Annotated in this window: 15 protein-coding genes and 2 pseudogenes; 14 read left to right on the top strand and 3 right to left on the bottom strand. The window is 63.3% G+C overall.

What is annotated here, in order from left to right; genetic code table 11:
* The first annotated feature begins 329 nt into the window (after positions 1-329).
* Positions 330-1,706: a replication initiation protein gene (locus tag TSO5_RS26475; RefSeq protein ID WP_158282484.1), complete on the top strand. Its 1,377-nt coding sequence runs from the start codon at positions 330-332 to the stop codon at positions 1,704-1,706.
* A 91-nt stretch (positions 1,707-1,797) separates the two neighbouring features.
* Here the strand turns inward: TSO5_RS26475 and TSO5_RS32395 are convergent, their stop codons facing one another.
* Positions 1,798-2,226 carry a hypothetical protein gene (locus TSO5_RS32395; protein WP_136705935.1) on the bottom strand — a complete coding sequence of 143 codons (429 nt, stop codon included), beginning with the start codon at positions 2,224-2,226 and terminating at the stop codon, positions 1,798-1,800.
* A gap of 352 nt (positions 2,227-2,578) precedes the next feature.
* Between TSO5_RS32395 and mobH the strand changes: the two genes are divergently transcribed.
* The 6 genes and pseudogenes from mobH to istB (TSO5_RS26445) all read left to right on the top strand — a co-directional run.
* On the top strand, positions 2,579-5,431 hold the full coding sequence (gene mobH, locus TSO5_RS26470) for a MobH family relaxase (RefSeq protein WP_109154415.1): 2,853 nt from the start codon (positions 2,579-2,581) through the stop codon (positions 5,429-5,431).
* Between the two features lie 10 nt (positions 5,432-5,441).
* Entirely contained in the window at positions 5,442-7,220 is a 1,779-nt protein-coding gene (traD, locus tag TSO5_RS26465; protein ID WP_109154444.1) for a conjugative transfer system coupling protein TraD, read from the top strand.
* Between the two features lie 8 nt (positions 7,221-7,228).
* Positions 7,229-7,798 (top strand): hypothetical protein, encoded by a 570-nt coding sequence (locus TSO5_RS26460; RefSeq protein ID WP_109154414.1) that lies wholly within the window; start codon positions 7,229-7,231, stop codon positions 7,796-7,798.
* Positions 7,788-8,447, top strand: coding sequence for a DUF4400 domain-containing protein (locus TSO5_RS26455; protein ID WP_109154413.1), 660 nt, complete (start codon positions 7,788-7,790; stop codon positions 8,445-8,447). The genes TSO5_RS26460 and TSO5_RS26455 overlap by 11 nt, the downstream gene beginning before the upstream one ends.
* A 233-nt stretch (positions 8,448-8,680) precedes the next feature.
* On the top strand, positions 8,681-9,964 hold the full coding sequence (gene istA / locus TSO5_RS26450; RefSeq protein ID WP_109154412.1) for an IS21 family transposase: 1,284 nt from the start codon (positions 8,681-8,683) through the stop codon (positions 9,962-9,964).
* Positions 9,964-10,317, top strand: a pseudogene (istB, locus tag TSO5_RS26445) (IS21-like element ISAzs30 family helper ATPase IstB); the annotation flags it as partial. The gene istA and the pseudogene istB (TSO5_RS26445), both read left to right, overlap by 1 nt.
* Positions 10,318-10,348: 31 nt before the next feature.
* Here the strand turns inward: istB (TSO5_RS26445) and TSO5_RS26440 are convergent.
* Together TSO5_RS26440 and TSO5_RS32810 are read right to left on the bottom strand one after the other, a co-directional pair.
* Complete coding sequence (locus TSO5_RS26440) at positions 10,349-12,409, bottom strand: recombinase family protein (RefSeq protein ID WP_109154411.1); 2,061 nt, start codon at positions 12,407-12,409, stop codon at positions 10,349-10,351.
* Positions 12,390-12,566: a hypothetical protein gene (locus TSO5_RS32810; protein ID WP_158282483.1), complete on the bottom strand. Its 177-nt coding sequence runs from the start codon at positions 12,564-12,566 to the stop codon at positions 12,390-12,392. Before TSO5_RS32810 ends, TSO5_RS26440 begins: the two co-directional genes overlap by 20 nt.
* A gap of 303 nt (positions 12,567-12,869) precedes the next feature.
* On the opposite strand from TSO5_RS32810, the pseudogene istB (TSO5_RS26435) reads away from it, so the two are divergent.
* From istB (TSO5_RS26435) to traA, 7 genes and pseudogenes are all read left to right on the top strand, one after another.
* Positions 12,870-13,391 (top strand): annotated as a pseudogene (istB, locus tag TSO5_RS26435) (IS21-like element ISAzs30 family helper ATPase IstB); the annotation flags it as partial.
* Between the two features lie 227 nt (positions 13,392-13,618).
* Entirely contained in the window at positions 13,619-13,900 is a 282-nt protein-coding gene (traL, locus tag TSO5_RS26430; RefSeq protein WP_109154410.1) for a type IV conjugative transfer system protein TraL, read from the top strand.
* Positions 13,901-13,916: 16 nt separating this feature from the next.
* Positions 13,917-14,570 (top strand): TraE/TraK family type IV conjugative transfer system protein, encoded by a 654-nt coding sequence (locus tag TSO5_RS26425; RefSeq protein ID WP_109154409.1) that lies wholly within the window; start codon positions 13,917-13,919, stop codon positions 14,568-14,570.
* On the top strand, positions 14,567-15,772 hold the full coding sequence (locus TSO5_RS26420; protein WP_109154408.1) for a type-F conjugative transfer system secretin TraK: 1,206 nt from the start codon (positions 14,567-14,569) through the stop codon (positions 15,770-15,772). The genes TSO5_RS26425 and TSO5_RS26420 overlap by 4 nt, the downstream gene beginning before the upstream one ends.
* Positions 15,769-17,253, top strand: coding sequence for a TrbI/VirB10 family protein (locus TSO5_RS26415; RefSeq protein ID WP_199231027.1), 1,485 nt, complete (start codon positions 15,769-15,771; stop codon positions 17,251-17,253). Before TSO5_RS26420 ends, TSO5_RS26415 begins: the two co-directional genes overlap by 4 nt.
* Positions 17,254-17,344: 91 nt before the next feature.
* Positions 17,345-17,968: a type IV conjugative transfer system lipoprotein TraV gene (gene traV, locus TSO5_RS26410; protein ID WP_109154407.1), complete on the top strand. Its 624-nt coding sequence runs from the start codon at positions 17,345-17,347 to the stop codon at positions 17,966-17,968.
* Positions 17,969-17,975: 7 nt separating this feature from the next.
* Positions 17,976-18,326, top strand: a complete 351-nt coding sequence (traA, locus tag TSO5_RS26405; protein WP_246458214.1) for a TraA family conjugative transfer protein — start codon at positions 17,976-17,978, stop codon at positions 18,324-18,326.
* Positions 18,327-18,683 lie beyond the last annotated feature (357 nt).

Here is an 18,683-nt window from a genome sequence, read left to right as displayed (position 1 = left end):
GGTCAGTCCGCGGGGATAGCCTCTAACGCGTCACCGTGACGCAGCGGAGGCCATGATGGCGTTCCGCAAGGGCTCCATTGGAGCCGCAAGCTGCATCAAGCCATGCACTGCGACGACACCTCGCTGCCGGCCATTATAGCCTCCGCTGCGTCACGGTGACGTTCCGAGGGCTATGAAGGCTACGCCTATGCCGCCATTATGCCCCCCGCTGCGTCACCCCAGCCTTGATAGCCACCGTAAGCCCGTTGCCATCATAACCCCCGCCGCGTCACTATGGTGCAACCGGCACAATCAAGACATGAAGGCCTATGGAGAGGGGAACCAAGCGTGTGACGCCGGCTGCGAATGCCGAGGAGACTTCGGCTGAAGTGCGCGTCCAACAGGCGGCGCCAGCGGTCAATAGCCCGAGGCGGAGTCCTCTCGCTGTCTCCAACTGGATGCACGGCGATCCCAGCTTCCTGAAGGTCCGCGAGCTGATCGAGGTCTTAGACCCCGATTTGTCGGTGGTGGACCGTAAGCTACTCGATGCTATGCTGGCCCATGCTTCTGATACGGTGCTGAGCGACGCCGTGACCGGAGAAGCGGCTCCTGGTACCCGCGTCTACTCGGCGCTGGCGACCGACGTTAAGCGGGCGATGGGATGGGAAAGTCACAAGAGCAACAGCCGAATTCTGGCCGCTGCGAAGAACCTGCAAAGTTCGGTCATCACCATCGGGTATTTCGCTCCGGGAGATAACACCCTCCGGCACAGAAACATCAGCTTGATCACACTCTCTGAGGTCCCGGAGAGTCATGGTGTCATCTACTGGCGCTTCAGCCCAGAGGTCGAAAAGCTTCTGTCGATGAAGGGTGAGCGATTCCTTGTTCAGCTCAAAGTTCTCGCGAAACTGACGTCGGGTTACAGCCACCGCCTCTATCAACTTCTGTGCGCCAACACTGACCGCGAGACCCTGGCTTGGACCGTCTCTGCTAGCGATCTAAGGCAGGTGTTGAACGCTGCCGCCGAGAGCTACGACAAATGGGCAGCCTTTGAACGCCGGGTGCTGAAGGTCGCTGTGGATGAAATCAACGAACACGCTGCATTCAACATCCGCTACGAGTTGGTATTGCAGGAGCGGACCAAGAAGCGCACGCACATCCGCTTCATATTCGAAGGACCAGCTTCCGCGTTGCCACCAGCCGAAACCGGCCCGCTCTTGGAGGAGCCCACTGGCCAGCTTGTGTTCGACCTGCCAGGAGCCACCGAAACGAGCATGCCGCCCCCGTCGGCGTTTGCTGCGAAGCTGGGAATTCGGGTCCGGAGCCGTTATCGGGAACAGTTCCCTGGAGCGCCGATTGATGAATTGATCGACCTGTGGGCCACCTGGTGCGTCAGACATCGTGTGAAGGCGGAGCGGCCGCCCAGAGTATTCGAACGCTGGCTGAACAGCCTGTTTGGAGATCTCGTGTTGGAATCCCGCGAGGGCAATGCTTCGGTCTGGTCAACAGCGTTCAGCCGGGACCTGGATCAGCCGGTATATCGCGTCATGTTCGCGCTGGGCGGGATGGTTGCCAGGCAACGCCAGCTTTGGCTTGCCCTTGCCAGAAGCAAGTATGCTGACAAGAACCCACGCAAGGGGATGCCGGCGGTGTCGCTGGACTGTGTTGACTTCCACATCTGGGTTCCGCTCATCAAGGACGAGTTTATGAAAGCCAATCGGGTCTGACCTGACCCCGTTTTGCAGACTGACCTCACCTTACTCGATCGGCCACCGGGGAGGCCGCCCAGTGGCTCTCCCCAGTAGGCAGCGCGACTGCTTAGCCGTTGGTCTTCGTCGACGTCGAACGTTCAGCCGCCGGCAGGAAGTCGTTGCGCAAAGCTGCGCATCCATTGCGGCGCTTCTCTTCCAGAGTGTTCATCGGCGGCCCGGCCGTATTGTGGATCACGGTCCACTCATCTGCGCTCAAGCGATGGCCGGCGCAGAACTTGGTCCATGCGGAGCGATGCGCGTCGGTCGACCGGCTTACAGGCGGCACCATGGATGATCGGCCCGCTGAGAGCTTGATCGGCTTGGACGAAGGCGCGGGCAGCGGTTCGCGCTGTATTGTGGTTTTGGCGCTACTCGCCACGGGATCGACCGCGTTCAGCCGAGCTAGGACACTGTTGACATCCAGGTCGGACCCAGCGGCGCCTGGGGCAGCGCTCAGGTTGACCCCGAGTGGCGCCACCGTGTAGGCCGCGTCCATCGCAATGACGTGTTCGTAACCCTCGCCCCGAACGGCCGCGCCTCCCCGTCGGGCTCCGACCCAGCCAACGCGGGCCTCATACCGTGGGGGCGTGGTGTCGGCCACCTGATGCGCGGTGGGCGTTACCAAGGGGGTTTGCACGGTTGTCTCCACACAACCTGCGAGTACCGTCCCCGCAAGCAGGACGGATGCGTAGATGGTTAGGCGCAAGGGAACCTCTCAGTATTGAATCGCCTCGGGAGCGCCCCGAAGAGTAGCGGGGATCGGCAGCTGCGCGCGCTGCCGAAAGGCGCTGTTTTTCGGCGTCTTTCGGTGGCGAGAGACCGGGGGCGACTTTGGTAGAGAGATCCCCATGAAGAAGTTGATTTCAGACCTCTCCGACAGAGCGCTTCGCTGGGCCTTTCCCGGCTACTACGCCAATGCACCGCTCGCGTCGAAGCCGGAAATCGACGTCGACGAGGAAGTGCCACGCTATCCTCCTTACGAGAAGGGACTCCCCGTCTACAGCACCGAGCGCCTCATGCGCCGGCAACCGGAGATGCTCATCAAGATCCGGCAGACGTTTTCATTTCCGGACGAGGACTACAACCGAATAATCCTGCCGGTAATTGAGCGCTTCGCCTCGTATATTCACCTTCTGCCATCCTCGGAGCACCATCATCACAAAGGGGCTGGTGGTGCGTTCCGGCATGGGCTCGAGGTGGCGTTCTCCGCAGGCCGCTCCAGCGGCGCACACATTTTCATGCCGGAGGGCACCCCCCTCGAACGCAAGCGCGTGGAAATCCGCTGGCAGGCAGCGATCTTCTTTGCCGGCCTCCTCCACGACGTCGGCAAGCCGGTCACGGATGTCGAGGTGGTCAATGCCGACGGCTCGCTCATGTGGAGCCCTTACTCGGAGACGATCAGCGAGTGGGCCAATAAGCATGGCATTGAACGCTACTTCCTGCGTTGGAAGCGCAACCGGGGCAATGAACACCGCATCCTGGGGGGCTCCATCGCCCAAAGTCTGATTCCCAAGCATGTGGTTCACTGGCTTAACGAAGGGGGCTCTGACATAAACCAGACTCTGAACCTCTATCTGTCGGGTTCGGAAAAGCTCAAGCACCTCCTCGTAGATCTTGTCACCAAGGCGGACTCCGCCAGTGTCGAGCGCGACCTCGTCGCCACCGGCCATGGGAAGATCCGCGATCCGGGGTTCGGTGTTCCCGTCGAGCAATTTGTGCTCGATGCCATGCGGCGCCTTCTAGCCGACGGCACATGGAAGATCAACGAACCGGGCGCGCGGGTCTGGGTGGTTTCCGATGGCGTGACGGACGGCGTGTTCGTGGTCTGGAAGAAGGCGGTCGAAGACATCATCGAGCTGCTGCAAACCGACCGTATCCAGGGAATTCCGCGAAATCCTGATACGCTTGCCGACGTAATGATCGAGCGTGATCTGGCGGTGTCAAAGAAGCTTGGGAACCAGGTGTACCGGTACTGGCCGGTTTGTCCGGACGTGCTGACCAACAACGGCAGCCCGGTGAGGTTGCTGATGCTGCGCCTTCAAGCTCCTTCGCTCCTATTCGCCGAACCCCCACCTTACGTCGGCGCTCAGATTGACCCGGCGCCAGCACCATCCCAACCGGCGGGGACGGCAGGATTGCCTCCAAGTATGCCTGCCACGGCCGCGCAGGCTCCAGTCCCGCGCTCTCCAGCTCAGGTTTCGCCGGCAGCACCGAAGGCTCCGTCCGCATCGGGCGTCCACTGCGCCACATGTGGTGTTGTGCAACCTCACCCCGTTCCTGTGGGTACCGCCTGGACCTGCGCAGACTGTGGGGGCGTCCACAACGCGCCTCCCGCATCAACTGCCCAAGCAGCTGTGCCCGCCGCCTCTGTAATCCAACCAGCCCAAGGACCTGTCGCCTCGAACATCACGGTGAGCAAACCCAATGTGCAGGCGCAAGGCGGGAAGGTTAACGTCCCTAGCGTGACGGTCAAAAAGCCTGAGGGAGGTGTGCTCCCAAAAAGTGCGCCCAAGGTGACAACCGGCAAGGCACCACTCCAGCCCGGCATTCGCAGGTCGCCTCAGGACGATGGGTTCTGGCACACGACCGAGCACGAAGAGGCTTCGCTTAGACCGAGAGCCGGTACAGCGGAGGCGGTGAACGATGCCGAGCCTCCCTCTCCACCTGCTACGCCCCCCGCGACGAACGCCAAAACCGCGGCCGTGGCGTCTGCTGCGCGTAGCGAGCTGCTCGGCATGGGCCAAGCTGGTCGACTTCTGGTCGCGATGGCCGAGGATATCGCCGGCGGCCGATCAAACTGGGGAGAATGCCTCGTGCAGCTTGATGAGCACCTGATGGCGAAGATGCCTGAAGGGTTTGTCCCCTATCGACGATTTGCACGAACGGATGGCGAGCCTGATGCCCAGCCTATCGAATTGGCAACCCTGCTAAGAGACGCGGGATGGATCGTCAAAGAACATCGGGATGCCGTTACGTCGATGCGGGTGATCGCCGGCATCCGAGGCGTGGTGATCCGGAGGGACATTGCTGCACTGGTGGAGGCCGTTGCTGGCGATGGGAGCCGTCCTGACCCTCAGCAACAGGCTGAACTAGAGGTTGGACCCTCACGGCAGAGCACCAAGCCCGAACAGAGCACTCCGCGTCCAACGCAGACGACGGGCAGGTCGTCAAACCGTGAACTTGCTGGAACCGCGGGCGTGGCCATCCAGCAGGGCACCGTTGCACTGGCGGAGGCCGTCGCCGGCGATGGGCGCCGTCCTGTCATCAAGCAACAGCCTCAAACGGCGGCTCAATCATCCCTGCACGGTAATAAGCCCGAACGGAGCGCTCTGCGTCCAATGCAGACGACGCGCGGATCGCCAGACATTGAAGCTAGCAGCGAACCCGTCGTCGCGCGTAGTCAAGCCAATCCATCGCTCTCCCATAAAGTCGAAGAACATAAGAAGTCATCAGCAAGGGGTGAGGACAGAATTGCAAAGATTGCCGCCGAGTTCCTTTCGTGGTGCCGATCAACGCCATCGCCGGATCAGATAATTGATCATGGAGATTGGCGAATAGTGCCGTTTCCGGTGCTTGAGGCTGCTGCTAAAAAGCGGAAGGTTGGTATTGGCAACTTCCGGCCCGCTTTCGAAAGCCTAGCGGGGGTACAGCGCACCGACAATGACTACATGATTACAACTCAGGAGCCGAACGGTGGTTGAGACCTATGAAATGCCGTGGCGCCCAAACTTCGAATTGGCTGCGGCTGCTGGGTGGGGAACAAGCGCGGCCCTATGCATGACCATTGGGGCTGCTTCCGGTCTTCCGCTCTCCCCCTTTGCCTGGATGGCAGCACTCGGTGGAGGAATGGGCGTGCACCGTGCTTACCAAGCGTGGCGCCATCACCAAAGGAAGGCCCGTCTTGCTGGAAAGCGTCTCAAGTTCGCGTCGATCAAGGAACTGCAGGCGCGCATGAAGCCCGGAGCCATCTGGCTGGGCAACGGTTTTGAATGGGATCAGCCGCACACGCAGCTGTGCTACGAGATCCTCAAGCGCGACAAATCGAAGATCTTGCCGAAGGTCGAGCAGATGGGGGCGCCGTGGATCCACGGCGTCTCCATGTCCGAGGAAGACCTGCAGCTTCCGATCAACGATACGAAGGGACACCTTCTGGTCGTTGGAACGACAGGCTCGGGCAAAACCCGGCTGTTCGACTTGCTCGTCACACAAGCAATCTTGCGCGGTGAATCGGTCATTATCATCGATCCCAAGGGTGATCGGGAACTGCGCGAGAACGCGCAGCGCGCCTGCGCGGCATTGGGGAAACCGGAGAAATTTGTCTGGTTCCATCCGGGCTTTCCCGAAAAAAGCGCTCGCATCGACCCGATGAAGAACTTCTCGCGCGCCACCGAGCTGGCGAGCCGCATCGCCAACCTGCTCCCCGGCGAGGGGCCGGCCGATCCCTTCAAGTCCTATGCGCAAATGGCGCTGAACAATGTCGTCCAGGGGCTGGTGCTTACCGGGCGCCAGCCGAACCTTGTTAATATACGGTCTCACCTGGAAGGTGGTCTGGATGATCTGGTCATCAGATCCGTTTCGATCTGGTGCGAGAAGCAGGTCGAAATGTGGGAGGATGAGGCAAAGCCGTTCCTGAACAACGCGAAGGGCAAGGACGGTAAGGCCCTCGCCCTAATCAGATATTATCGCGAGAAGGTCCACCACCGTGCGCCGAATACAGACCTCGAAGGCCTGCTCAGCATGTTTGAGCACGATAGAACGCACTTCGGCAAAATGATTGCCTCTCTCCTTCCTTTGCTCGGGCAACTCACATCCGGTCACATGGGCGGGTTGCTGTCGCCAAATCGGAACAATGATTTTGATGAGCGTCCGATCGTAGATATGGCGAGCGTCATCAACCTGGGACAAGTCTGCTACATCGGCTTGGATAGCTTGACCGATGCGATGGTGGGCTCGGCAATCGGGTCGATCTTGCTCGCCGACCTCGCCAGTGTCGCCGGCGACCGCTACAACTACGGTGTCAACAACACTCCGGTGAACATCTTCGTCGATGAAGCGGCCGAGGTGGTGAACGACCCGCTCATCCAGATCCTGAACAAAGGCCGCGGTGCCGAGCTCCGGCTACTCATCGCCACGCAGACCTTTGCTGACTTTGTGACACGGCTGGGCTCCGAACCCAAGGCCCGCCAGGTGCTCGGCAACGTGAACAACCTGATCTCCCTGCGCGTCACCGATAACGAAACCCAGACCTACATCACCGATGGTCTGCCGACTGTCCGGGTGAAATACGTCATGACCACACAAGGGTCATCGATCGGAACCGGCGGTCACGAAACCATGCAGTTTGGCGGCAACGCTGGCGAACGCCTTATGGAGGAGGAAGCGGAGTTGTTCACCCCGGCTCTGCTGGGGCAGCTCCCGAACCTGGAGTTCGTCGCCAAGGTCTCAGGCGGGCGCCTGCTCAAGGGCCGCCTACCGATTCTCAAGGAGTAGCTGGCGCGATGATTGCCATGGAAAGCGCCATGACGATCGGGCTGACATGCCCGTCATCCGATGATCCATGCGAGATGCTTCGTACCTTTCGCGCTGACCGCAAGCGGATCATGGCCGTCATTCGGCGGCTTGAGATGGATTGGCCTTGCAGCGCGGAGATACAGCGGCGGATGGCCGAGTACATCACGGACGCCTTTACGGCGCCCCCGCTCAAGCGGGGCGGCGCGCCGCTTCCGTTGCTGCACCGTGCTCTGGACAGGGCCTACGATGCCTACGACGCGGCCATGCTTCAGCGTGATGACCTGCGCCTTCTCGCATTCACCGACGCCGCATTTTCAGAAGTTGGGCGGGTGCTCGCTGGGATCACTGTGACGGACAGCGGCGACCGGACGTGGGCTCCTAGTCGGGGGGCTCCATTGCTGCTCTGGCTAGGCTCAGCCCAGCGGGACGTGGCGCGTTATACCCTACGCTCCGGCGAACGCACCCAAACGGCGGCAAAGATCACCGCGGCCGTTGCCGACTTCGCCCTGACGGCGACGCACCGCGACATCCTCAAGGAGGCCAGCCATGGCGGCTGAATCACAGAACACCACCTGGGCACGCTGGCTGCTCTGGCTTATCCTTGGCGAGTTCGTGATGATCGCCGTGCTGACACCGATGCTGGGACGGGACGCTCTGGACTGGCTAACGCGTGTGGAGCGGCAGTGGTCCCTCGCTGAACTTGGCCTCAATGCGACGCTGTGGATCGAGAAGAGCGGCTTCGATGCCTATGCGACTATCTTCCGTGACACCGGGGTCGAGCGAAATGTCTACGAATTCTTCCTGCCGACGCAGGACAAGATTGTGGAGAGCCGGGGCTTGGAAGCGCTTGGGGCGAACCTCTACTTCCCGATGATCAAGGCCGGGTTGGATGCTGTGTTCGGATCGCTGCAGCGGCTGTTCGTCCGGCTTGCGGCCGTGATGCTGTGGCTCCCCGTGGTGCCGCTGTTCCTGGTTCCGGCGGTCCTAGACGGCATGATGAGCTGGCGGCGCAAGCAGTTCACGTTCGATTACCCCTCGCCGCTGGTGCACGGCTATGCGGCGGCGACGGCAAAGTGGCTGCTGGTCGGCTTGCCTATGGCGCTCCTCCTACCGGTGCCGATCCCGCCCCTGCTGGCGCCGTTCTTCTTCATCGCTGTAAGTCTATTGCTGATGTTGGTGGCGTCACACACGATGAAGCGCATCTGACCGCGTCCGAGCTTCGCAGCTGGCGCGATGGGTTGAGTGGCTGGGCCGGAGCTTGTCTCCGGCCCATTGTCATTGGCGGAGCCGCAGGTGTCAGTGCCGGTTGGATACTCCCCGGAAAGGGCGGCTGAAAATTCCCCAGGCTAACGCAACGGCAGGGCTCCGGGGCGTACGCCCCGGAGCCCTGCGGCCGCCCGTCGCCCATGATCACCCTCCGAGGCGGAGGGAGGGCGCAGGTGGTCAGACTTGGGGAACTCGTCATGATTCTCGATCTCGCCCGCGAGGGCCTGTCGGTGTCGGCGATCGCACGCCGCACCGGCCTGGATCGCAAGACCATCCGCAAATACATCGCCCGCGGATTGGAGGCGCCCGCCTACACCCCTCGGCCAGCTCGGCCGACGCTGCTCACACCCTTCGAGCCCTATCTGCGGGAGCGCCTGCAGGCCTTTCCTGATCTCAGCGCCCGCCGCCTGCTGCGGGAACTCAAGGAGCGCGGTTACACCGGCGGCTATACCATCCTGAAAGCCGTGGTTCGCGCCATTCGTCCCGCCCCATCACCGTCCTTCGAGCGTCGTTTCGAGACGCCGCCCGGCAAGCAGGCCCAGGTCGATTTCGCCTTCTTCAAGACGACCTTCACCGACGAGCCCGAGGTGGAGCGGATCGTCTGGCTGTTCTCCATGGTGCTCGGCCACAGCCGCATGATGTGGGCCCGCTTCGTCGCCCGCCAGGACCTGCAAACCGTGCTCCGCTGCCACATCGCCGCCTTCGACAGCTTCGGCGGTGTGCCGGAACAAATCCTCTACGACCGCATGAAAACCGCCGTGCTGGGCGAGATCGAGGACCCCGATCAACCGGCCCAAGGCATCGCCTACAATCCCAAGCTCCTCTCCCTGGCCAGCCACTACGGCTTCCTGCCGAAGGCCTGCAAGCCGTACCGCGCCAAGACCAAGGGCAAAGTCGAACGGCCCTTCCGCTACGTGCGCGAGGACTTCTTCCTGGCCCGCAGCTTCCGCAATCTCGAGGACCTGAACATCCAGTTCACCCAGTGGCTGGATCAGCTCGCAAACCGCCGTCGGCACGCCACCACCCAGCGCATCGTCGCCGAGCATTTCGCCGAGGAGCGCTCCCACCTCAAGCCGCTGCCGGCCGGCCCCTTCAACAGCGTGCTGGCCCTGGAGCGCCGTGTCACCCGAGACGGCATGGTGTCGGTCGGCGGCAACCTCTACTCCGTGCCGGATTGCACCCCCCGGCGGACGGTGGAGGTGCAGGTCACCGCCGGCACCGTCACCATCCTGGAGGACGGCATCGCCGTCGCATCCCACCCGGCGCTGGAAGGACGAGGCCAGCGGCGCATTGCCACCGGACACCGGACCCAGCCTCCACCGCCCAACAGCCAGACGCCCAGGGAGGTCGCCACGCCCCCGGCACCTCCGCTGCAGGGCGGCACCGTCACGCCCCGCTCGCTGGCCATCTACGACACCATCGGCCGCCACTTGGCCAACCAGCCGGGGAGCCCGTGATGAGCACCACGCCGTTGGAAGCCGGCCCCGCCACCCTCGACCGCATTCGCCAATATCTGGTTGGGCTGAAGATGCCGCGTGCTCTGGAAGCGCTGGAGCACATCCTGCGCCGGCTGGAACGTGGCGAACTCTCCGCTCTGGAGGCCATCGACGCCCTGCTGGGCGAGGAACTGACGTTGCGCGAGGGGCGCCGCATCAAGGCAGCCCTGAAGATGGGCCGGCTTCTCTCCATCAAGACGCTCACCGGCTTCGACTTCTCCTTCCAGCCTTCGCTCGACCGCGACAGGATCATGACCTTGGCGCAGCTCGACTTCGTCGACCGGCACGAGGTGGTCCATTTCCTCGGCCAGCCCGTTCCCGCGTCATGATGCCCACCTCGCTACGTCATTGAAAATCAAAGGTCTGCTGATCCGGATCGTCTGTTACCGGACGGCGTACCGACGGGCGGAGCGGTTCGAGCCCAGATAGTTGGGCCTCGAGGATCGCCCATGGCGCCCCTTTGCACGCTTGGCTGGCCTGGATGGTCCCGCCGGCGATCAGCCGCAGCACCGTCATCGTGCTGACCTTCAGCCGGTCGGCCGCCTGCTCCAAGGTCACTTCGCCCCGCTCGGTCATTTCACCCTCCCGGTACACTGCGATGCCATGGGCGTTGCGGAAGCTGCGCACCCGTGCCTCGGTCCAAGTGTTGCCCTTGCCGGTGCGCTTGCCGGCCCGGTTCAGGATCGCGGCGATTCCCCGATCGGGCTGTTGTCGGGCCAGAGCCCGAATGAGATCGCCGGTGTCGGCGTCAGTTCGCCAGCGGTGTTTGCCGCTCCGGTTCTTCGGCACGCTCAAGTGGGTGTGGTCGCCGCCCTGCCAGTGAATCACCAGTTCGATCGTGTCATCGACGACCTTGGCCACGATCTCGGCGATGACGGTGCGCAGAATGCGTTTGCGCGTCTCCGCCGTCGCGCCGGGATGATGCCAGAGCGCCGCGACATCGGCGCCTAGCGCCATCAGGCGAGCCCGCTCCTCGGCCGTGAGCGCGGCGGTCTGGCCGGTCCGCAAGGCCGCCACGCGCTCCTCCAGGCGATGGACCTCCACCAACCGGTCATTCCAACGACGCTCCAGTTCAGCCGCCACGAGGCGGTAATCGGGATCAACGGCATCGTACTGGCGGCGCGCCAGCTCGGCCTCGTAGCACGCCTGGGCGAGGGCGAGTTCCGCCTGCCGCCGCGTCTCGGAGCCGTCGGCCTCGCGCGCGTCGATCGCCCGTAGCGCCGCTTCGATCCCCAGCGGCGCCAGGAACCGCAGGGCTTCCTCCGCCACGGCGGCATCGACCCGCAGCCCGCCGAACGAGATGCAGCGCTCGGTTCCGTGATTGAGATGCGCGCCACGGCAGTCGTAGCGCACGCAGTAGCCATCCGTGCCGCTGTAGGCAACGTGCAGCCGTCGGCCGCAGTGTCCGCAGCGCAGCAGTCCGGCCAGCAGCGCGTCGCCGCGGCGCACCGAGCCGCGGGCCATCATGCCCTTGCTGTTGGCGTTGTCGGCGATCAGGGCCTGGTTCCTCCCGAACTCCGCCCACGAGATGTAGCCCTCGTGGTGGTCGGGGATCAACACCTCCCACTCCGCCTGCGTGCGGCGGAAGCCGCGAACCACCCGTTTGCGTCCGTCCTGCACGCTCACGCGGCTGCCGGTGCGGCCGAACGCGTAGGCCCCGCCGTAGATCGGGTTGGTCAGCAGGTGGTGAAGCGTGTTGTAGACCGGCAGCTTCCACACGATGCGCGGCCCCTCGGCGGTCCGCTCGACGGCCGGCAGCCGGATCCGCTCCTGACGCAGCCAGAGGTGAACCTGGCGGATGCTCTGGAACTCGGCGAACTTGCGGAACACCAGGCCGAGCGCCTCGCGCACCCGCAAATCCGGGTCCATGGCGATGCGGTCGTGGTGGGTCTTGATGTAGCCGACCGCCACGGTGAGGAACAGTTCGCCGCGGCGCGCCTTCTGGCGCAGGGCTTCCAGGGAGCGTTGACGCAGGATGGACAGTTCCATCTCGCTCATCGTGCCCTTCATGCCCAGGAGAAGCCGGTCGTTGGGCAGTTTCGCGTCGTAAACCCCGTCCTCATCGGCCAGCAAGCACCCCACCAAGCCGCAGAATTCCAGCAGCGTGTGCCAGTCCCGGCCGTTGCGGGCGAGCCGCGACGCCTCGATGGCCAGCACGATGCCGACCCGCCCTTCGCAGATCGCCCCCAGCAGTCGCTCGAACCCGGGGCGGGCGATCCCGCCGCCGGAGCGGCCGAGGTCGTCGTCGATGACGACCACCTCCGCCCAGCCGAGCTGGCGGGCGCGGTCGGCCAGTCCGTACTGCCGGCGCCGGCTCTCGTGGTTGTGCAGGAGCTGGTCCGGGCTGGACTGGCGGACGTAGACGTAGGCATGACGCGCGAGGTGGTCAGGGGTGATCTTGCTCATCGCCCGCCTCCGTCACCAGGGTTTCGCTCGCCAGCACCTCCAGCAGGAGCTGTTCCAGAAGCGGCAGGAGCCGTTGCGCCACCTCCAGCGGAAGGGCGGCCTCCGGCCGCGTCGGCGCAAACAAGTCCGGTTGCACGGTCGCTTTGGGGTGTCTCATGCCGCCCTCCGTTGTCTCGCTCGCGGAGCAACGACAAGGCAGCGTCGGTGGCCAAATACAGCTCCTGGAGAACCCCCAAAGGGAACCGGGGGGCGTCACAAAGGCTGGTGCTCGCGGCCGCCGGCGCGGTCATCCATTCCGGCACGTGGGTCAGCGTGCCGTCCGGCTGTTCGACTACCAGCATGACGGTGCCGCGCAAGCGGTGACGCCGGACGACGCCGACGCGTTCGCCGCACCGGGGATGGAAAGGGTAGTGGATCGTTACGTCCTGGCCCTGATATCGGGCAGTATGTCGCTGCCTCGCCTGGCTGCGGCAAAACGCACCTGGCGCTTGCTCTGGGGGTGGAGGCCGTCAAGGCCGGCCGCTCGGTCTACTTCGCCACCCTGGCCGACATCGTGAGCTCGCTGGCCAAGGCCGAGCGTGAAGGGACCTTGCGGGAACGCCTGCGCTTCCTGTGTCGGCCACAGCTGCTGATCGTCGACGAGATCGGCTACCTGCCGGTCATCCCCGGCGGCGGCAACCTGTTCTTCCAGTTGGTCAACGCCCGCTATGAACGCGGCGCCATGATCCTGACCTCCAACCGCGGCTTTTCCGAATGGGGCGATGTCTTCGGCGGCACCGTCGTCGCTTCCGCCCTGCTGGACCGCCTGCTGCACCATGCCGTGGTGGTGCAGATCGAAGGCGCCAGCTACCGCCTACGCCGTCATGCCGAACTGATGCCGGACAACAACCGAAGCCGGCCGATCACTGCCCCACCGCCGGCTCCACGGCGCCGAGGCCGGCCACCAAAAGCGAGGAGCACCGACACCGAAGCCAATCCATAGCCCTTCAAACCATCTGGGGACTTTTCGACCGACCCTTCTGGGGAAACTTCATTCGGCCTTTACAGCAGGCCGTCGACGGAGATGGGCGAGGTAAGAACGCGCCCGTGCGCAGCACGTCTGATTGGCCCGCGCAACCGAGAAAAGCGACGTTTTCCAGCGTCTTTCAACGGCGCGAAGCCGGGCTGAAAACGGGCATAAATGTGCCAGACGTGCAAGGGGATTGGCACATGGATCCGGTACAGCTTCCGAGACAAATCGACGAACCACCAACGGTTCTCCTGTGGAACACCGATGAGCTGGCGCCCATCGTGCTCCTCCACGTCATCGGTATTTTCACTGGAAACGTGTTGATCATGACCGCCCTCGGCTTTGCCGCCTCGTCTCTCTACAAAAGATTCCGGGACGGCCATCCGGACGGTTACTTGCAGCACCTGCTCTATTGGATCGGGCTGATGCCCACGAGCGCACGGACAATCCGCAATCCGTTCGCCGATCACTATAAGCCTTGAGCCGGGACACGCACAGATGCACTTGAAGGATTTTCTGGCTTCCTGGCAGGGGGCCAGAGCTGAGAACAGGTTCCAGAGGGCAGCCAACCTCGGCCTTCTCGGCGTCGCCCTCCTGCTGGCCATCAACGCCATTGCCAAAGACAAGACAGTGGTGATTGCGCCGCCGGAACTGGCCAAGGCGGTCGAGGTCTCGCGATCGTCCGCCAATCAGGACTATCTGGAGGCTTGGTCGTGGTCGACGTCCATGTTGCTCGGCAACATCACACCAGCGAACGCGGACTTCGTGCGCAAGGGGCTGGAGCCGCTGCTGGCCCCGGACATCTTCCACGGAGTTATGAAGTCCGTCGAGAACACCATCGCCGAAATCAAGCACAACCGTATCACCGCAAGATTCGATCCCCGCAAGATCATCTATGAGCGGGAGACGAGCAAATATTTCGTCACCGGGTATCGTGTCGTGACGGGGCCCTCTGCCGATGAGAAGCGCGAGGAGGCGACCTACGAGTACACTTGGACCGTACGGAACTTCCGGCCGCAGATCACCTCGGTCACGAACTACGAGGGAGCCGCGCAGACCTCCGCAGAGAGGGAGCGCCGGCAGCAAATACAGGAGCGTGCCCAGCGGATCGAAGATCTAAAGGCTCGCAAGAACCAGGAGAACAAGCCGTGAAGCGGGTCCAGCCCATCATCCTGGCCAGCGTGAGCGCCTTCGCCGTTCTCGTCGGACAACAGATCGCGCAGGCGCAAACTCCGGAGCTTCCGGTGGCGCCGCTGAGCGAGATTGAGGCAGCCTACAACAGCTCCAAGGCCGCCGCTCCGGCCTCCGATTTGGACACCCTGCAAAAGGCTATCCAGGAGGAGATTGACGCGCGGGGTGGGAAGCCCAACGTAGCGCTCCCCTCTCAATCGCCCAAGGGTACTGTACCGGCAACGCCGGTCGCGACGACCCCGCCGCGATCCGCAACTCCGACCGCTCCCGCCGCGACGCAGGCAGTGGTTAGGAACGGCACCGCGGCGGCTCCAAAAATCGAAAGCACGGTGGAGCTTCCGGCCGTGCCGTCCAGTGTCGTCGCTCCAGGCCCGGCTCCAGCGTCCGAGGATTTGGCTGCGATGACCCAGCCAGCCGTCATCACCATCCGCCCTGGCACCACGGAACTGTTGGCGGTGGCAGAGGGGCACGCCAACCGCATCGTAACGCCGTTTGCCGAACCGGCGGTCATGACCACAAGTGATGCCAAGTTCAAGATTTCTGGAAACGTTGTCTACGTGTCCACCACCTCGCCTGCGACGATCTTCATCACGCCGAAGGGCGATGAGTCCGTAGCGATTCCGCTCGCCCTTGTGCCCAGGCGCGTTCCCCCGCGTGAAATCCAGCTTCAGTTGCCTCGCGGTGGAGTCTGGAATGCCTCGTTTACCGCCGGCGGAGCTGGCGCAGCCGTGGCCGGCAACAAAAAGGCGCAGACCTGGGAAGAAAGCCAGCCGTACATCGAAACGATCCGGTCGATCATGCGCGATATTGCACTCGGTACCGTACCCAGCGGATATCAGATGCGCGACATGGAGCGTGGCGACAGGGCCGTCGAGTGCACCGGGCCGGCCGGTGTCACGTTCCAATTCGGTGGCGGTCAGGTGATGGAAGGGTCACATCTGCAGGTCGTCATCGGCGTCGTCTCCAACCAGTCAGGAGCCTCCGTTGAGTTGGCCGAGCCCTGGTGCGCCGGACCGAATGTTGCGGCGGTCGCATATTGGCCGAACAACGTTCTCGCCGCGGGACAGTCTACTGAGGTTTTTGTAATCCGCCGCCCAGCGCTCCCGTCGGAGACCGACGCGCGTCGGCCGTCGCTGCTGACACGAGCGGGAGCGGTCCGGTGAGCCTATTGAATATCAATGAGCATTGGCGGAACGCGAACCCGACTCTGCGCCGAGCGGTGACCGTCGGTGCGATCGCGGCGTGCTTAATCACGCTTGTCGCAATTTTCCAGCCAGGCGATCGGGTCCGCGCGTCGCGCAAGGATCCGAACGCGATCCAAGAGAATGTCCTGCTCGACAAGAACACGCGGCAGGTGACGCTCGACAGCATGGCAGCGCGAATTGAGAACTTGGAAGTTAGCCTCGAAAAGAAGGAACAGAAGATCGAGCGCCTTGAGGAGGACCTGAAACGCAAGCAACGCGAGCCAGCGCCTCCCAGCGATCCGGATCGGTCCGCGTCGGAAATGCAGCTTCAGGAACTGCAGAAGCGTGTGGGCGACCTTCAGCAAAAGCTTGCGGATCAGGAGAAAGGCCCGCCGCCGGCACAGGGCGGCCGTTCGCCCATTGGCCGTGCGCCTACCGAAATGGCGCAGCGTCCAGGGCCGACGCCGGCCGCCATTCGCCCGCCCACCGCGCCGCCGAGCTCAGCGGAGATGTATGAAAAGAGCGGCCAGCCCTCAGGGCAGGGGCAAGCGGACGGTGGCAAGGTCGAGCGTGCCAACGCCGCTGCATCCGGATCACAGGCCGCCGCAGACATTCGTGTGGTGGTTGAGGAGGTACCAGAGACGCCGGTGGACGAAATGCAGGAGGAAACCGCGCAGAATTACCTTCCCGCTGGCTCCATTTTCTCCGGCACCCTCATCACCGGCATGGATGCCCCTACGGGCAACAGTGCGCGGAAGGAGCCGTTTCCCGCCCTGTTGCGCATCAAGCATGACGCTATCCTGCCGAACCGCTGGAAGGCGGACGTGAAGGAGTGCTTCCTGCTCGCTGCAGGCTTCGGCGATCTGTCATCGGAGCGCGCGTACCTGCGGGGAGAAACCATCAGCTGCGTCACCAAGCAAGGGAAGGTGCTTGAAGCGAACTTCCCGGCCTATGCAGTTGGCGAAGACGGCAAGGCGGGCATCCGAGGGCGGTTGGTGAGCAAGCAGGGACAGGTGATCGGCCGCGCGCTGATGGCTGGCTTTCTTGATGGGATAAGCAAAGCGTTCGATGTGAAGCCGGTCCCAGTTCTGGCTACCAGCAACACGGGCAAGACCCAGTATGCCGACGTGTTCGCGGGTGAGCAGTCGCTGCGGTCTGCTGCTTTCGGCGGCGCATCGTCTGCGCTCGACAAGATCGCGCAGTTCTACCTCGACATGGCGTCCAACATCTTTCCCATCATCGAGGTGGATGCAGGTCGCAAGATCGATCTCATTGCTACTCGCGGCATCAGCTTGACCTTCAGGAAAAAAGGGAAGGAGCAGGCGCTCCACGACATGCGTCTGCCGGGCCAAGGGCAACAAGGCTCCAGCGCCGGGGGAGGGACTTCCGGGCTCCTGGGGTCGATGTTCGGCTTTGGGGGCAACGGTGCCGGCCCCATGGCCGGTAATGGGCAACGCTGATGTTTGAGAAAGACGTTGAAAGCCGCTGTCTTTCGGCGGCGCGAAAAAAATCCGAACGCGGCAAACTGCCCCCGACACAAGGTTGCGAGAAATGAGCCTAAGTTCCTCGAAAATCATGGCCTGTCTGGCGCCGCTCCTCCTCGGCGCGTGCTCCAACCTCGGGATCGGGGCTGGCGAGTACAGCTGCTCGGGAATGCCGCAAGGGGTTTCCTGCAAAAGCGCCCGCGAGGTCTATGAGCTGACAAATACCCGCGACGCGGTGAGCGGTTTGACGCTGAGCCAGGAGGCCCAGCGCAGCACCGAAGGTGAGGCGGAGACTGGGTTGGTCCAAACCATGCGTAAAGCGGCAGCGTCCGACCCCGCGGCACTCGGCGGATCCCCCGTCGGCTACGGCGCGACGCCCGTGGCTTACACAGACGATGGCCGTGTTCCGATCCGCACACCCGCTGTCGTCATGCGTGTTTGGATTGCCCCGTATCAGGACACCAAGGGTGATCTGCATATGCCGGGCCTCGTCTTCAGCGAGGTTGAGCCGCGCAAGTGGCAGGTCGGTCTGCCCGACGCGGCATCTGGTTCCCCGTCAGCCTTCCGGCCCCTTGAAGCGACTGCTCCCAAGGCGAAGCCGCTGGCCAACGATAGCGCCCCGGCCCGGCCGGTAAAAGCTGCGGACAAGTCGGAGCACGTTTCCACAATCCCCGTAAAGCAAGGGAAGTAGCAAGATCATGAAGCACCGCATTCACCCCAACACACAGGTCGCGCTGGCGCTCGCGCTGATCGTTGCCTTTACCGCAGGCGATGTGTTCGCTGGCACCGGCGGCACGGCGTTCGACGACATTTGGCTGACGCTGACCGACTGGACCCAAGGAACGCTCGGCCGCATCATCGCGGGCTCCATGGTCGTCGTCGGCTTGGTCGGCGGCGTCGCTCGCCAGAGCCTGATGCCGCTGGGCCTCGGAGTTGGCTCGGGTATGGGTCTTTACAACACCCCTACCGTGATCGATTCGATCATGACCGGTACCTTGCCAGTGCAAGTCCCGGAAGTGGTCGCGACCATTCCGGCGCTTCCCATCTGAAACATCTGGCACGAAGATCTGCACGGACAATAAGGGCGCTTCCGGTGTGGAAGCGCCCTTTTGCTATGCTCTGTCAGAGCCCCACCGTTGCAGTCGTACGCTCACGCGACGCACGGCGACTCTGCCGAAAGAAGATGATTTTGTGTGCCTTTCGAGGGCGCGAAGAGACGCGGCATTGTGGAACTCTCCCGGCTGCGCGTAACCGGCTCGGGCTGGCGAGTTCGCGCCGTGCCGGAGAGGGTCTATGAGAAGAGTCACCGCGGCCCTGCTGCTCTCAATCATCGCCGTGCCGCTCGCCTCCTGGGCGCAGAGTGGCCCATCGCTTGAGCTTCGGGTGAAGAATGCCGGGGAGGCGAC

This window comes from Azospirillum sp. TSO5, from assembly GCF_003116065.1.
Lineage (GTDB): Bacteria > Pseudomonadota > Alphaproteobacteria > Azospirillales > Azospirillaceae > Azospirillum.
This window is presented reverse-complemented; position numbering and strand designations above follow the sequence as displayed.

Bases quoted from the DNA above. Each gene is read 5' to 3' on its own strand.
- TSO5_RS26460 (WP_109154414.1), top strand. From the start codon at position 7,229: ATGATTGCCATGGAAAGCGCCATGACGATCGGGCTGACATGCCCGTCA.
- TSO5_RS26455 (WP_109154413.1), top strand. From the start codon at position 7,788: ATGGCGGCTGAATCACAGAACACCACCTGGGCACGCTGGCTGCTCTGG.
- TSO5_RS32810 (WP_158282483.1), bottom strand. From the start codon at position 12,566: ATGAGACACCCCAAAGCGACCGTGCAACCGGACTTGTTTGCGCCGACG.
- traL (WP_109154410.1), top strand. From the start codon at position 13,619: ATGGATCCGGTACAGCTTCCGAGACAAATCGACGAACCACCAACGGTT.
- TSO5_RS32395 (WP_136705935.1), bottom strand. From the start codon at position 2,226: ATGGACGCGGCCTACACGGTGGCGCCACTCGGGGTCAACCTGAGCGCT.
- TSO5_RS26425 (WP_109154409.1), top strand. From the start codon at position 13,917: ATGCACTTGAAGGATTTTCTGGCTTCCTGGCAGGGGGCCAGAGCTGAG.
- mobH (WP_109154415.1), top strand. From the start codon at position 2,579: ATGAAGAAGTTGATTTCAGACCTCTCCGACAGAGCGCTTCGCTGGGCC.
- TSO5_RS26440 (WP_109154411.1), bottom strand. From the start codon at position 12,409: ATGAGCAAGATCACCCCTGACCACCTCGCGCGTCATGCCTACGTCTAC.
- traV (WP_109154407.1), top strand. From the start codon at position 17,345: ATGAGCCTAAGTTCCTCGAAAATCATGGCCTGTCTGGCGCCGCTCCTC.
- traA (WP_246458214.1), top strand. From the start codon at position 17,976: ATGAAGCACCGCATTCACCCCAACACACAGGTCGCGCTGGCGCTCGCG.
- traD (WP_109154444.1), top strand. From the start codon at position 5,442: ATGCCGTGGCGCCCAAACTTCGAATTGGCTGCGGCTGCTGGGTGGGGA.